Origin of the sequence: Labrenzia sp. C1B70 (assembly GCF_000475395.1) — a bacterium.
Lineage (GTDB): Bacteria > Pseudomonadota > Alphaproteobacteria > Rhizobiales > Stappiaceae > Roseibium > Roseibium algicola.
Map to the genome: position 1 here is coordinate 355,709 of NZ_AXCE01000062.1, position 14,867 is coordinate 370,575.

12 protein-coding genes are annotated in these 14,867 nt (G+C 60.0%); 9 read left to right on the forward strand and 3 right to left on the reverse strand.

Translation table 11 applies throughout. The features are described 5' to 3' along the window. Positions 1 to 219: 219 nt before the first annotated feature. The gene (gene glyS / locus Q666_RS62530; RefSeq protein WP_023001941.1) at positions 220 to 2,307 is read left to right on the forward strand and encodes a glycine--tRNA ligase subunit beta; all 2,088 of its coding nucleotides are present in this window, start codon (positions 220 to 222) and stop codon (positions 2,305 to 2,307) included. Between the two features lie 109 nt (positions 2,308 to 2,416). Here glyS and Q666_RS62535 read toward each other — a convergent pair whose 3' ends face one another. Continuing rightward, entirely contained in the window at positions 2,417 to 3,652 is a 1,236-nt protein-coding gene (locus Q666_RS62535) for an MFS transporter (RefSeq protein WP_023001940.1), read from the reverse strand. Between the two features lie 463 nt (positions 3,653 to 4,115). On the opposite strand from Q666_RS62535, the gene nadA reads away from it, so the two are divergent. The 3 genes from nadA to nadC all read left to right on the forward strand — a co-directional run bounded on the left by nadA (position 4,116) and on the right by nadC (position 7,775). Continuing rightward, positions 4,116 to 5,198 (forward strand): quinolinate synthase NadA, encoded by a 1,083-nt coding sequence (nadA, locus tag Q666_RS62540; protein WP_023001939.1) that lies wholly within the window; start codon positions 4,116 to 4,118, stop codon positions 5,196 to 5,198. Between the two features lie 99 nt (positions 5,199 to 5,297). After that, on the forward strand, positions 5,298 to 6,899 hold the full coding sequence (locus Q666_RS62545) for an L-aspartate oxidase (RefSeq protein ID WP_023001938.1): 1,602 nt from the start codon (positions 5,298 to 5,300) through the stop codon (positions 6,897 to 6,899). Between the two features lie 12 nt (positions 6,900 to 6,911). After that, the gene (gene nadC, locus Q666_RS62550; RefSeq protein ID WP_031269705.1) at positions 6,912 to 7,775 is read left to right on the forward strand and encodes a carboxylating nicotinate-nucleotide diphosphorylase; all 864 of its coding nucleotides are present in this window, start codon (positions 6,912 to 6,914) and stop codon (positions 7,773 to 7,775) included. 128 nt (positions 7,776 to 7,903) lie between these two features. On the opposite strand, the gene Q666_RS62555 is transcribed toward nadC, so the two are convergent. Further along, a complete protein-coding gene (locus tag Q666_RS62555; RefSeq protein WP_023001936.1) occupies positions 7,904 to 8,497 on the reverse strand; it encodes a HupE/UreJ family protein in 594 nt (197 codons plus the stop codon). Between the two features lie 402 nt (positions 8,498 to 8,899). Between Q666_RS62555 and Q666_RS62560 the strand changes: the two genes are divergently transcribed. Next, on the forward strand, positions 8,900 to 9,835 hold the full coding sequence (locus Q666_RS62560) for a GlxA family transcriptional regulator (protein ID WP_023001935.1): 936 nt from the start codon (positions 8,900 to 8,902) through the stop codon (positions 9,833 to 9,835). Positions 9,836 to 9,841: 6 nt separating this feature from the next. Here the strand turns inward: Q666_RS62560 and Q666_RS62565 are convergent, their stop codons facing one another. Then, positions 9,842 to 10,498, reverse strand: coding sequence for a GntR family transcriptional regulator (locus tag Q666_RS62565; RefSeq protein ID WP_023001934.1), 657 nt, complete (start codon positions 10,496 to 10,498; stop codon positions 9,842 to 9,844). A 133-nt stretch (positions 10,499 to 10,631) separates the two neighbouring features. On the opposite strand from Q666_RS62565, the gene dctP reads away from it, so the two are divergent. The 4 genes from dctP to Q666_RS62585 all read left to right on the forward strand — a co-directional run bounded on the left by dctP (position 10,632) and on the right by Q666_RS62585 (position 14,823). Then, positions 10,632 to 11,618, forward strand: coding sequence for a TRAP transporter substrate-binding protein DctP (dctP, locus tag Q666_RS62570; protein ID WP_023001933.1), 987 nt, complete (start codon positions 10,632 to 10,634; stop codon positions 11,616 to 11,618). A 75-nt stretch (positions 11,619 to 11,693) separates the two neighbouring features. Then, positions 11,694 to 12,242 (forward strand): TRAP transporter small permease, encoded by a 549-nt coding sequence (locus tag Q666_RS62575; protein ID WP_023001932.1) that lies wholly within the window; start codon positions 11,694 to 11,696, stop codon positions 12,240 to 12,242. Beyond that, entirely contained in the window at positions 12,242 to 13,558 is a 1,317-nt protein-coding gene (locus Q666_RS62580; RefSeq protein WP_023001931.1) for a TRAP transporter large permease, read from the forward strand. Before Q666_RS62575 ends, Q666_RS62580 begins: the two co-directional genes overlap by 1 nt. Then, positions 13,558 to 14,823 (forward strand): malonyl-CoA decarboxylase, encoded by a 1,266-nt coding sequence (locus Q666_RS62585; protein ID WP_023001930.1) that lies wholly within the window; start codon positions 13,558 to 13,560, stop codon positions 14,821 to 14,823. The genes Q666_RS62580 and Q666_RS62585 overlap by 1 nt, the downstream gene beginning before the upstream one ends. Positions 14,824 to 14,867: the final 44 nt, after the last annotated feature.

The following is a 14,867-nucleotide window of genomic DNA, read 5'->3' on the forward strand; positions in this document are numbered from 1 at the left end:
ACAAGGTCGGTCCCAATACATACAACTGCTAACAAGTCGCGCAGTTTCACATGCAATCCTTGAAGAAGAGTGAAACAAAGCAGACGGACTGGCGTCAAAATGGGCAGGTCGCCCGTTGTCCGGTTCCGCGAAAGGGGGTGACAAGTCTCCGTTGTCTTGGTAACGGACGGCGCAAACCGTTTCCGGTGTTATTCCACCAGACCAAAGGTCCAGATATCCATGCCCGATCTTCTGCTTGAACTTTTCAGCGAAGAGATTCCGGCCCGCATGCAGCGCAAGGCGGCCGAAGACCTGAAATCTCTCGTGACCAATGCCCTGGTGGATGCCGGTTTGCCATATGAGGGTGCCAAGGCCTTCGCGACCCCGCGGCGTCTGGCCCTGCATGTTGCCGGCGTTCCCGCCGGCTCTGCCGCCACGCGTGAAGAACGCAAGGGACCGCGCGTCGGGTCTCCTGAAAAGGCACTGGAAGGCTTCCTGAGAGGCGCCGGGCTGGCGTCGATCGATCAGGCAACCATCCAGACGGATCCGAAGAAGGGCGATTTCTACGTTGCGGTGATCGAAAAGCCGGGCCGTTCGGCGATCGACGTCATTGCCGAGTTCATGCCGGGCATCCTGCGCAACTTCCCCTGGCCGAAAGCCATGCGCTGGAGCACTGGATCCACACGCTGGGTGCGGCCGCTGCACTCAATCGTCGCGACCTTCGGTCCGGAAACGGAAGAACCGGACGTGGTTCCGTTCGAATTCGATGGCATAAAGGCCGGCAAGACCACACGCGGCCACCGCTTCCTGGCGGACGAGGCCTTCGACGTGCGCCGTTTCGACGACTATGCGCCTTCGCTTGAGAAGCACAAGGTCGTGCTGGATGCCGACCGCCGCAAGGACATCATCCAGAATGACGCCAAGGATTGTGCGCTGGCGCTAGGCCTCGATCTGGTGGAGGATCCGGGTCTTCTGGAAGAGGTTGCCGGGCTGGTAGAATGGCCTGTGGTGCTGACGGGCAGCTTCGACGAGGATTTCCTGACGATCCCGGACGAGTGCATTCAGCTGACCATCAAGGTCAACCAGAAGTGCTTCGTGCTGAAGAACCCGGCTACCGGGCGCCTTGCCAACAAGTTCGTGCTGATTTCCAACATCATTGCCGACGATGGCGGCAAGCTGATCGTGGCCGGAAACGAGAAGGTTATCCGTGCACGCCTGTCCGATGCCCGCTTCTTCTGGGAAACCGACCTGAAGTCGAAACTTTCGGACAACCTGCCCAAGCTGGATGAAGTGAAGTTTCACGAAAAACTCGGCAGCGTTGGCGAACGGGTGAAGCGCCTGATCGCGCTTTCGGCCGAACTGGCCACGGTCGCCGGGGCGGACGAGACCAAGGCCAAACGCGCGGCGGAACTCGCCAAGGCGGACCTTGTCTCCAACATGGTGTTCGAATTCCCGGAACTGCAGGGCCTGATGGGCCGCTACTACGCAACAGCCCAGGGCGAGGATGCCTCGGTGGCAACGGCTATCGAAGAGCATTACAAGCCGCAGGGACCAAGTGACAGCGTGCCGACCGACCCGGTCGCCGTTGCCGTGGCCCTTGCCGAAAAGCTGGACCTTCTCGCAGGTTTCTGGGCCATCGATGAAAAGCCGACCGGCTCCAAGGACCCTTACGCGCTTCGCCGCGCGGCTCTGGGCGTGATCCGGATCATTCTGGAAAACAACCTCAGGATCAGGCTGGGCGATGCCATTCGTTCCGCTCTGGATCTTCAAGGTGTTGAAGCGAGCGATCCCGCAGCTCTTGTTGCCGATCTGCTGTCCTTCTTCGGTGATCGCCTGAAAGTCCACCTGAAGGATGAAGGCGCGCGCCACGATCTGATCGACGCGGTCTTTGCATTGGAAGGCCAGGACGATCTCCTGATGGTGGTTCGCCGTGTCGAGGCGCTTGGCAAGTTCGTATCGTCCGACGACGGCACCAACCTGCTGGCTGGTTACAAGCGTGCGGTCAATATTCTGAAGGCTGAGGAAAAGAAGGACGGCAGCCCTGTTTCCGGCAAGCCGCACGCCGACCACTTCCAGGAGCAGGCCGAAATCGATCTGGCCGCTGCCATCGATGTGGCCCGGGCTGAAGCGGCCGACGCCGTGGCAAGCGAGAACTTCGAAGGGGCAATGGAAGCGCTTTCGAAATTGCGTGCTCCGGTCGACCGTTTCTTCGACGATATCCTGGTCAATGCCGAGGACGCCACGCTGCGCATGAACCGCCTGCAGCTCCTTGCTGAAATCCGCGATGCGACCCACGTGGTGGCGGACTTCTCGAAAGTGGCTGGGTAAACGGAATTGGCCGGTTAAGCAAAACGGAACTGACAAACAAAAAGGCGGGCCTTGAGCCCGCCTTTTTCGTTCTTTGCCTCAACGTTCAAGTTTGAAGGTCCGGCGTCTCTTACTCGGCAGGTGCAGCAGCGAGCCGGTCAACGGGTCTTTCCTGGATCGGCCAGTGCACGATGGCGGCGAAAATGCCGAGGGCGATGCCCAGCCACCAGATGGCGTCATAGGAGCCTGTTTCGTCGTAGATCTTGCCGCCGAGCCACACGCCCAGGAACGAGCCGACCTGGTGCGACAGGAAGACGAAGCCGAACAGGGTTGCCATGTAGCGCGGCCCGAACATGACGGCGACGAGGCCCGATGTCGGCGGCACGGTCGACAGCCACAGGAGACCCATCACGCCGGAGAACACGAGCACCGAAGCAGGCGTGACCGGCAGCATGATGAAGGCGAAAATCGCGACGGCGCGGCCAAGGTAGATCAGCGACAGGAAGATCGGCTTGGAATAGCGGCCGGAAATATATCCTGACAGCAGCGAACCCGCGATGTTGCAAAGACCGATGAGGGCGATGGCCGTAGCGCCCCAGGCGGGGTCAAGGCCAAGGTCGGCGATATAGGGCGGCAGGTGCACCGTGATGAAGGCGACGTGAAAGCCGCAGACGAAAAAGCCGAAGGTGAGCAGGATAAATCCGCGTGTTCCGAAGGCTTCGGAAATGGCGGAGGTCAGCTTCTGGTCGTTCGCCGGATTGCTATCTTTCGGCATCTCCGACTTGCCCCTGAGCGCGATCGCCAGAAGCGGAACAATTGCCACAAGGCCGGCGAAGACGATGAGGGTCTGCTGCCAGCCGATGCTGGCAATCAGCGTGCCACCAAGTGGGGCAAACAGGAACTGGCCGAGAGATCCGGAGGCTGTGCCGATACCGAAGGCCAGCGTTCTCTGTGAAGGCGAGACGGCACGGCCGAAAGCCGCCAGAACCAGCGAGAAGGACGAACACGCAATGCCGAGCCCGATGAGCACACCTGCGGAAATGTGCAGGGCGACGGTGCTTTCCGCGTCGATCATCAGCAAAAGGCCGGCACAGTAGAGGACTGCGCCAAGTGTCATGGTCTTCCAGGTTCCGAACCGGTCGGCCATCATGCCGGCGATCGGCTGTCCGATGCCCCACATAAGGTTCTGGATCGCCAGTGCCAGTGCGAAGATCTCGCGGCTCCAGTCCCTGGCCTCGGTCATGGGCTGAAAGAACAGGCCCATGGCAGAACGCGGCCCGAACGAAATGAGGGCGATCAAACAGCCGCAGGAAATCACCAGCGGTATATTCGGGCCGACCCGGCCGGTGGAAGAAGCTGTTGTCATGGATGAGTCTCTGATCGTGAAATTACGATAGGTATAGTCTGAAGCCATCCAATCGCAAAACGCGTAATTTTGATGGATTGATCAACGTTGCAAATGGAACGGCAAAACTTGGATCACGCCAGTGCGTCGCGCGTTCGCGGTGGAAACGAAGCAACAGATGCTGTGAGAGCCCGGTTGGTTTTGCCGTTTGCATCTCGTGTGTGAAGGCGATAATTGTTAGCCGGCTTTCCGGAAACGGAAAAGTTGCGCCTTAAGCTCAGGAAAACAAAGGCGAATCGGATTTCCCGCGAGAATTTTTCGGATTTTTGTAGATTTTCGATTTGCTGATGACTATATAAACTCCGAAAGAGCAAAAGTATGGGCATCACCGCCCGTTTTCTTTTGCCTCTGATATGCTCAAGTTGAGTATAATTAAATAGCGGCACAAAATACCCCTCGCGCCGCGCAAAAAAGGGAGGTCGCCATGACCATTGCCCAGACCAAAGCACCGGTTGGAGCACCGATTGCCGCCGGACTGACGGCACTGGAGCGTTTCGGCAAGCTGGAGCGCCCGGACCTGCGTTATACGCCGGAGGTCGCAGAGGCGACTGCGCCGATCTACGAGAAGGTCAAGCACATCATCCCGGCCATCGAATGGCCTGCTCTGGCGCCGACCATCCATGCGATCAACAAGCTGAAGAAGCAGCGCAACGCGGTTATCCTGGCGCACAACTACATGACGCCGGATATCTACCATGGTGTTGCCGATATTGTTGGCGACAGCCTGCAGCTGGCCATCGAGGCGACCCGCACCGATGCGGAAGTCATCGTCCAGTGCGGCGTGCACTTCATGGCAGAAACCTCGAAAATCCTGAGCCCGGAAAAGACCGTGCTGATCCCGGACATGCGTGCAGGCTGTTCGCTGGCTGAATCCATTACCGGTGCCGATGTGCGGGCCCTGCGCGAGCGGAACCCCGGCATCCCGATCATCACCTACGTGAACACGTCTGCCGACGTGAAGGCGGAATGCGACATCTGCTGCACGTCTTCAAACGCGCTGCAGGTCGTGGAAAGCTTCGGCGTCGACAAGGTGTTCCTGATCCCGGACAAGTATCTGGCCGCAAATGTCGGCAACAAGACCGACGTCGAGGTTCTGGTCTGGGACGGTGCCTGCGAAGTGCATGAGCGCTTCACCGCGGAAGAGCTGCGCGACTATCGCAAGATCGAACCGAATGTGAAGATCATTGCCCATCCGGAGTGCCCGCCCGAAGTGGTCGCGGAAGCCGACTTCGCCGGTTCCACCGCGCACATGATCGACTGGGTCAAGACAAAGCGTCCGGAAAAGGTGATGATGATCACCGAGTGCTCCATGGCGGACAATGTTGCCAGCGAAACGCCGGGTGTCGACTACATCCGCCCCTGCAACCTTTGCCCGCACATGAAGCGGATCACGCTGAACAAGATCCTCGACACTCTTCTGGAGATGAAAGAGGAAGTGGTCGTCGACCCGGCGGTGGCCGACAGGGCCCGCATCGCGGTCGAGCGGATGATCAACTTGAAAATCTGACCGGCTTCGGTCTAAACCGCATCTATGCGATTGCTTCCGGGCCTGCCGGCCCGGGAGTTTCTTTGGGGCTCATGCCCCGTCTGTTCCAGGAAGTTTCCCATGGCCGTGTCGGTTGAGGATTTTGCACCTGCCTATATAGGCAAGGATGTGGATGATGTCGTCATTCTGGGGGGAGGTCTGGCAGGCCTTTTCTGCGCGCTGAAGCTCAGCCCGCGTCCGGTCACCGTCATCACCAACGCACCGATCGGGCAGGGGGCGTCGTCTGCCTGGGCGCAGGGTGGTATTGCCGCTGCGATCTCCGAGCAGGACTCGGTGGAAAAACACCGCGACGATACGCTGGCTGCCGGCTGCGGCATCTGCGAGGAAAAGATCGTCGAAGAGATGACCCGTGAAGGCAGTGCCCGGGTTCATGACCTCTTGTCCTATGGTGTTCCGTTCGATCAGGATCTTGAAGGCCGGCTGAAGTTTTCGCGCGAAGCCGCTCATTCCCAGAGCCGGGTCGTGCGTGTGCGCGGCGACATGGCAGGCCGGGCGATCATGGATGCCCTGATCGCGGCTGTTCGCAAGACGCCGTCGATCCGCATTCTGGAAGGCTACATCGGCGAAAGCTTCATTGGCGAGGGACGGTATGTAACCGGGGTCCTGGCGCGCCGGCGCGGCGGCCTGGAACGGCTGATTTTCCCGGCAAAGGCTGTGGTGCTTGCTTCCGGCGGCATCGGCCACCTCTACGAACTGACGACCAACCCGCACGAAGCCAACGGTCATGGTCTTGCCATGGCGGCCCGCGCCGGTGCGGTGATTGCCGATGCCGAATTCGTGCAGTTTCACCCGACCGCGCTTGATCTCGGCAAGGATCCGGCACCGCTGGCAACCGAAGCCCTGCGCGGCGAGGGAGCTACCCTCGTCAACAAGGCCGGCGAACGCTTCATGGAAGGTGTTCACCCGGAATTGGAACTGGCGCCGCGTGACATCGTTGCCCGGGCCATTCACCGGGAAGTGTCCGAAGGCCGGGGGGCCTTCCTCGACTGCCGGACAGCGATCGGCGAAAGGTTCAAGGACGATTTTCCGACCGTCTTCGCCGCAGCCTCCGCAGCAGGCATCGATCCGGCAAAGGATCTGCTGCCCGTGGCACCCGCGGAGCATTACCACATGGGTGGGGTCCTGACCGATGCCAACGGCCGGACGTCGCTTGACGGTCTGTGGGCCGCGGGTGAGGTGGCTTCAACCGGTGCCCACGGCGCCAACCGCCTGGCATCCAATTCGCTGCTGGAGGCGGTCGTTTTTGCCGCGCGCATCGCGGAAGATATCCAGGGCCTGATGCCGACCCCGCGCAGTGCCTACTGGAACGAGATGGACGATGCCCCAGGCTTGCCGAGCCAGCGCAACGTCGAGGAGCGGGAAGCGATCACCGTTCTGCGCAAGACATTGGCGCGCAATGTCGGCGTGCTGCGCGACGCGGCCGGCCTCAAGACGGCCCTGGCCGATATTGCGCAGGTTGAACAGAATTGCGTGCGCCAGTCGATCCTCAACATGATGGTCGCCGGGCGTATCATCACTGCGGCGGCGCTGAAGCGCGAGGAAAGCCGTGGCGGGCATTTCCGCAAGGATTTCCCGCAGGAAAACCCTGACATGGCAAGCCGCTCCTACACCACCTTGAAGGAAGTCGAAGCCATCACCGCCGAGGCCCTGGAAACTGCCTGACCGGAGAGGCGCATGACCCGTAGATTTTTGCCCGAGCTGCCACGCCTGATGGTGGATGAAGCCGTCAAGGCCGCTCTTCTGGAAGACTGGGGCCGGGCGGGTGACGTCACCAGCCAGGCAACGCTGCCACCCGACGCAAAAGCCTCCGCCGTGATTGCTGCGCGCAAACCGGGGGTTCTCGCCGGATTAGCCTTCGCCGAAAGCGCCTTTCGTCAGACGGATGCCGGTTTGCATTTCGAGGCCGTTCTGGCAGATGGTGACCGGTTGTCGCCCAAGGCAGTCGTCGCCCGGATCGAGGGGCCAGCCCGCGCGCTTCTGGCCGCTGAACGGGTGGCGCTGAACTTCCTGGGTCACTTGTCAGGCATTGCGACGGCTACGTCGAAATTCGCCGATCTGATCGCACACACCAAGGCGGACATCGTCTGCACCCGCAAGACGACACCGGGTCTGCGTGCGTTCGAGAAATATGCGGTTAAATGTGGCGGCGGTTCCAACCATCGCTTCGGTCTCGACGATGCGATCCTGATCAAGGACAACCACATCGCGGTCGCCGGCGGTGTGACGCAAGCCATCGAAGCCGCCAAGGCTTTCGCCGGTCATCTGGTGAAGATCGAGGTGGAAGTCGACACGCTGGAACAGCTGGACGAGGCACTTGCTGCCGGTCCTGACGTGGTCATGCTCGACAACATGCCACCTGAAGTCCTGAAGCAGGCCGTTGCAAAGGCCGGAGGCAAGGTTCTGCTGGAAGCATCCGGTGGAATAGAGCTCGATACGGTCAAGGCCGTCGCCGAAGCCGGGGTTGACCTGATCTCCTCAGGCTGGATCACCCATTCGGCTCCGGTTCTGGATCTGGGTCTGGATATCGAGATCGGCTGAGATCCCTTTACCGGCTACCCGTTCGGTGTTCTGCCCTGTCTGACATCCTTCGAAACAGCGCTGCGCGCATGCTCAGATGTGGGTGAGCAGGGGACGACAGTCGCGGCTGTTTTCGTCAGTCGCCGAACTCACGCAGCTGCAAGATACAGCCCGCCGAGTGCGGTCAGCACACCCAGGCTGCGAATGATGCGTGGTGCCCAGGCGGGATCGTTCCGGGTGGCCACATTGGCGCCGTAGCCAATCAGGAGCCCGGCTGCATGCAGAAGCGCTGTCGCCAAAACAAAGCCACCGGCATAGGAAAGTTCGCCAGCCGAGCCGATTTCACCGCCGTGGGCATGGCCGTGACAAATGCCGAACACCCCCACCAGTGCCGCACACACGCCAAGTGGCAGGCGCAGTGCAAGGGCGACAACGACACCCAGAACCACGACCGATGTCAGAATGAACGGTTCGACGTAGGGCAGCGGAACGCCGGCAAGCGAGAGCAGGAAACCGACGATCATCGCACCGACGAAGGCGGTCGGCAGAGCCCAGACGGCGCGCCCGCCAAGAAGGGCGGCCCAAAGGCCAACGGCAATCATCGCCAGCACGTGATCGGTACCGAACAGTGGATGCGTGAAGCCGGCGGCAAAGGAGCCGTGCTCGGACGGATCCAGATGGGCAAGGGCGGGAGAGGCGGTCAACAGGCCGAATGCGGTGGCAAGGCCGAGGCGGTAGAGCATGAAATGTTCCTTCGGTTGGTCACTCCGGTGCCCCGGGATGGGTCGCACCGTTCATGAAGAGCTCAAGACCCGTGTACTATCGATGATTCTGGGAGCCTGTAAACCACAATGACGGTCTCGTTCGTGAGGCGTGTGCCGGGTAGCGCAACGGAAGAACTGCGACAATGTAGTCCGGTTTCCCGATAGGGAGCAGCTTTTCAGGCTGCTAAATTTCCGGCTGAAGGTTCTTCAAGATCGGTTCGAGCCGATGAAGATGGTGAAGGCAGGATACCTGTGAGCGCTAGATTGGACGAAGCACAAGTTTCCCCAGGGCGGAAATCCTCTCCGGCCCCCAGCCGAAGCGAAGGGGATGACGGCGGAGAGGCGCTTGCCTCGCGAACCGTCGAGATCTGCTTTCTGCTCATGAGAAATTTTTCCCTGCTCTCCTTTGCCTCTGCAATCGAGCCTCTGCGGATCGCGAACAAGGTGTTGAAACGCAAGGCCTTCACATATCGCTGCTGCAGTCTGGACGGCAGCGATGCCGTTGCCAGCAACGGCAGCACCATACGAGCCGACTGCGCCATCGGCGATGTCGAGCGGCCGGATCTTCTTGCGGTCTGCAGCAGTGATGATGTGGAACGCATTGGGCTGACACTGGCTCAGAAGGTTGCGATCCGGAAACTGGCCAACCGCTCCAGCCGGATCGCAGGCATCTGCACTGGTGCCTATGTGTTGGCCGACTTCGGCCTGCTGGACAACAGGAACTGCACGATCCACTGGGAATATGCCGATTTCTTCAAGGAGCGGTTTCCTGATGCGCGGCTGGTGGACAGCCTCATTCAGACGGACGGCAAGTACATGACCTGCGCCGGGGGAACCTCCGCGCTCGATCTGATGATCGGCTTCGTGGCCCAGGTCCACGGCGGCGCGGTTGCTGCGGACGTCGCCGAAATTGCCCTTCATCACGACTGGCGCAGTGGCAACGAGCGGCAGCACAAGCACATGCGTGATGATCTGGAATCCGTTTCGCAGCGGGTGCGCAGCAGCATAGCGCTGATGACGGAGAACGTCGTTGAGCCGCTCTCCTTGCAGGAAATCGCGCAGAAACTGGACGTCAGTCCCCGCCAGTTGCAGCGAGAGTTCCAGAAATATCTGAAGTGCAGCCCGCAGGAATATTACGCAAAGGTTCGTCTGGACATTGCTCGCCAGCTCGTCTGCCGCACTTCAATGCGCATGATCGACATCGCGATGGCCTGCGGCTTTGCCAGCGCATCCCATTTTTCGAAACGCTACCGGTCAGCCCTCGGCACAAGCCCTGCCGCGGACCGTCAGCAGCATGGCCGGGTTTTCGAATTCTAGAAGGGCTTACTCGGCTGCGGGCTTCAGGCTTGCCATCAGGTGATGGAATTTCTCGCCCTGTACGGAAACGTGCCGACGGATGGCAGCCGCCGCCCGTTCACCGTCGGCAGCCTCGATGGCGGCAACGACGTCTTCATGTTCGGCCATGGATTGTTTCATGCGCCCGCGCACGCGCAGCTGCACCCTTCGGAAGGGCTGCAGACGCCGTTGAAGGCGAAGGCATTCCTGCTCCAGAAAACGGTTGCCTGACTGACGGTAGATGATGGCGTGGAATTGTTCGTTTTCCAGATAGTAGCCATCCGTGTCCTGCGCCTCGACGGCGTGTTTGCAACGCTCGTTCGCAGCGTGAAGATCGGCAAGGGCAGATTCGGAAATACGCGCGGCAGCCAGGCGCGCACTCACGGCTTCCAGCTCTGCCATCACTTCGAACATTTCGATCAGTTCCACCGGGCCGGGTTGCCGGACGAAGACACCGCGGCGGGGTATCTGCACGACCAGACCGGACTGGGAAAGCCTGTGAAGGGCTTCTCGGACCGGTGTTCTGGAAACCGAAAACCGGCCGGCAAGCTGAACCTCGTCCAGCCTGTCGCCATCGGCGAAAGTGCCGTCGAAAATCAGCCCTTCAAGCGCATCCGCGATGCGGTCGGATCGTTTTCTTTCCATGTTTCGCATTTAGCATAGGAGTTTTTCGCGCGCAATATTGTCGATCTTGTATACAAAATCACTTGACAGAAAAACATCACATGAGGGTAAGATCAAATTCCGGTTCCCGTCCGGAACTATCAGGGAGGAAAAAATGAACTTCAAATTCTCAGCGTCGGTTGCTGCCGTGACGCTTTTCGCCAGCGCGCTCACCGCCAACGCGACCGAGCTGCGCCTGTCTCACCAGTGGTCCACCGGCGACGTTCGCCACAAGGTGGCCCAGATGGTTGCCGACGACGTGGCGGCGGCCGGTGTCGATCTCGACATCAAGATTTTCCCGTCCCAGTCGCTTTTGAAGGCGCGCGAACAGTATAAGCCGCTGTCTCGCGGCCTGCTGGATATGACCGTTCTGCCGCTCAGCTATGCCGGTGGCCAGCAACCTGCCTATAACCTCACCCTGATGCCGGGTCTGGTGAAAAACCATGACCATGCGGCCCGCATGAACGAAAGCCCGTTCATGGAGGCCATTGAGGGAATCATGGCCGAGGACGATGTGATCGTGCTGGTGCACGGTTACCTGGCCGGCGGCTTTGCAGCCAAGGACAAGTGTATTACCAAGCCGGAAGACATGCCGGGCCTTCAGACCCGCGCTGCGGGCAAGGCCTTTGAGCAGATGCTTGCAGGCGCAGGCGCTTCGATTGCCTCGATGGCGTCTTCGGAAGTCTACAATGCCATGCAGTCCGGTGTTCTGGACGCGGTCAACACCTCGTCCTCGTCCTTCGTCAGCTATCGCATTTACGAGCAGGTATCCTGCTACACCCCGGCTGGCGAATATGCGCTCTGGTTCATGTACCAGCCACTCCTGATGAACAAGGCCAAGTTCGAAAGCCTCACCGAAGACCAGCAAAAAGCGCTGCTGGCGGCTTCTGAAAAGGCGCAGGCTTTCTATCTCGAAGAAGCCAAGAAGGAAGATGCGGCCTCTGCAGAAGTCTTCCGTGAGAACGGTGTCGAAATCGCCGAAATGACCGCAGCGGACTTCGATGCCTGGCGGGCTCTTGCCAAGGAAACCTCCTACAAGGCGTTCGTGGAAGAAACCCCGAACGGTCAGCAGCTTCTCGATCTGGCATTCGCCGTCGAATAAGCGACTGAACTTGCGGGGCGGCCTGAAAGCCGCCCCGAAACCTGTTCCAAAGGACCTCATTTCAAGGAGTGACCCATGGCGGGCCACAGTACGGCTGCGGTAGCGCATGCCGGCAGCAACCCCTTCTTGCGCGTTGTCGCAGCGATTTCGACCGTGGCCGGCTGGTGTGCGGCAGCGATGATCGTTGTCGCCGTCGTCGTCACTTGCCAGATGATCTTCGTGCGCCTCGTGCTCAACGCTTCCACCGTCTGGCAGACCGAAACGGTCATTTATCTGGTCATCGCCGCAACCCTTGTGGGGCTGCCTTACGTTCAGCGGCTTCGGGGGCACGTCAATGTCGACCTGTTTCCCCTGTCGCTGGCACCATGTGCCCGCTTCGTGCTGGCCTGCATCACGCTGTCAATCTCGATCCTGGTGATGGCGATGATGCTCTTCTACGGCACTGAATTCTGGTACCTCGCCTGGTCGAAGGGCTGGACCTCAGACACAGTCTGGGGCGTCAGGCTCTGGATCCCGTATCTGTCGATCCCCGTTGGGTTCGGACTGCTGTTGCTGCAGCTCGCCGCAGATCTTTACGCGGTTCTCATCGGTATCGACAAACCCTTCGGTCTGGAGGACAAATAATGGATCCCTTGCTGCTCGGCGCCCTGGTGGCGGTTGCCACCATCCTGGTCCTCTTCTCCGGCATTTCCGTCGCGATCGGTCTGTTGATCGTTTCCGCCGGCTTCCTGCTGGCATTCGACGGCTTCCGGTCGCTCGAACTGATGCCCGAAATCCTGTTCGGCAAACTTGATAACTTCGCCCTTCTGTCGATCCCCATGTTCATCATCATGGGCGCCTCCATCGCCTCCACTCGGGCGGGGGCCGATCTCTACGAAGCTTTGGAACGCTGGCTCACCCGGGTACCCGGTGGACTGGTCGTCTCGAACCTCGGTGCATGCGCCCTGTTCGCTGCCATGTCCGGGTCTTCACCCGCCACCTGTGCGGCCATCGGCAAGATGGGTATTCCGGAAATGCGCAAGCGCGGTTATCCGGATGGTGTCGCTGCCGGTTCCATCGCCGCGGGGGGTACGCTCGGCATCCTGATCCCGCCGTCCGTCACGATGATCGTCTACGGCATTTCAACCGAAACTTCGATCGGTCGTCTGTTCCTGGCAGGTGTCATTCCCGGCCTGATGCTGATGGGCCTTTTCATGGCCTGGTCGCTCTATTCGACCTGGCGCAGCGGCAATGCCAGTGTGCTCAGCGCGGGCAACTATTCCTGGGCGGAAAAGTTCGAGATCCTGCCGCGCGTCCTGCCGTTCATGCTCATTATTCTGGGTGTGCTCTATGCCATGTATGGCGGCATCGCGACACCGTCTGAAACCGCTGCCGTCGGCGCTCTGCTCTGTCTGCTGATCGCGGTCATCATCTACCGGCTCTGGAGCCCGAAACTGCTCTGGACGGTGCTGCGCGACAGTACGCGGGAAAGCGTGATGATCCTCTTCATCATCGCGGCAGCCGGTGTCTTCTCCTACATGCTGTCGTCGCTTTTCATCACGCAGGCGATTGCAGAATGGATCGGTACGCTGTCCGTCAACCGCTGGATCCTGATGGCGGCAATCAACGTCTTCCTGCTGATTGCCGGTTTCTTCCTGCCGCCCGTCGCGGTGATCCTGATGGCCGCACCGATCCTGCTGCCGATCATCACCACAGCCGGCTTCGATCCGATCTGGTTCGCGGTTGTCCTGACCATCAACATGGAGATCGGTCTGATCTCTCCTCCGGTCGGGTTGAACCTCTACGTGATCAACGGCATCGCTCCGGACATTTCCTTGAAGACGATCCTCACCGGGTCCCTGCCATTCGTGGCGTGCATGTTCGTGGCGATCGTCATCCTCTGTCTGTTTCCGGAACTGGCCACCTGGCTGCCGGACGTGGTGATGGGAGAAGCGCGGTGATGTTTCTGGCGGATCTGCTGACGACCGTTTTCGAACGAAGATACCTGTCGAAGGGGGCGGACAAGGCGGATGACCGTCCGCTCGAGGCGCTCGTCGCCGATCTGATCGGTGCAACCGGGGAGGTCTCCGGGCAAAATCTTGCCCGGCAGATCCTCAGCCGGTATGGCGCCCTCAATGACGAGGAAAAACGTGCCTTCTTCCGTCATCTCGCGGACGGTCTGGCCGTATCGGCTCCGGCTGTCAGATCGGCGTTGGAGCATTATGAGAAGGGGCAGTCGAAGGCCAGTTACCGCGAATTCATGGAGGCTGTCGAACCTCCGCGGCAGGAACTGATCCGGCGGCTCAACCAGGTTCCGGATGCAACCCGGCTTCTGGTCGGCATGCGCGAGGACCTGTTGCGCCTCAGCAAGGGCGATGATGCCCTTCAGGCGCTTGATCTGGACTTCCGGCATCTGTTTGCCAGCTGGTTCAATCGCGGCTTCCTGGTGCTTAGGCCGATCAATTGGGAAAGCCCGGCCCAGCTTCTGGAAAAGATCATCGCCTATGAAGCCGTTCACGCGATCGACAGCTGGAGCGATCTTCGCCGGCGTCTGGAACCTGTCGACAGGCGGTGCTTCGCGTTTCTGCATCCGGCGATGCCGGACGAGCCGCTGATCTTCGTTGAAGTTGCCCTGACAAAGGGAATTCCAGGCTCCATCCAGGGTCTTCTTGCCGAAAACAGAACCCAGATCGAAGCAGATACGGCGGATACCGCGGTGTTTTATTCGATCTCCAACTGCCAGGCCGGCCTAGCCGGCATTTCCTTCGGCAACTCGCTTATCAAACAGGTGGCCGCGGATTTGTCGCTTGAGCTGCCCAAGCTCAAGACATTCGTCACCTTGTCGCCGATCCCGGGGCTGGTCCGCTGGCTGGAAGGCGAGGGGATCGACCACGGCTCTGCCGACGAGGATACCTTGCGCAAGCTTGCAGCCCGGTACCTGATGACCGCAAAGCGCAAGGACGGTCTGCCGCTGGACCCTGTCGCCCGCTTCCACCTTGGAAACGGTGCATTGGTCCACCAGGTGCACGCAGGTGCGGATCTTTCCGACAAGGGAATGAAGCAGTCTGCCGGCGTCATGGTCAATTATCTCTACGATCTGGAGAAGGTAACCCAGAACCATGAGAGGTTCGCTTCGACCCGGACAATTGCCGCTTCTTCTGAAATCAAATCACTCAGCACTGCTGGAGAAAATGCGTTCACTTTAGAGCTATCCGCACTGAACTGAATGCGGCTAATAAGCTCTAACAATATAGAATCGATCAGCTTTTT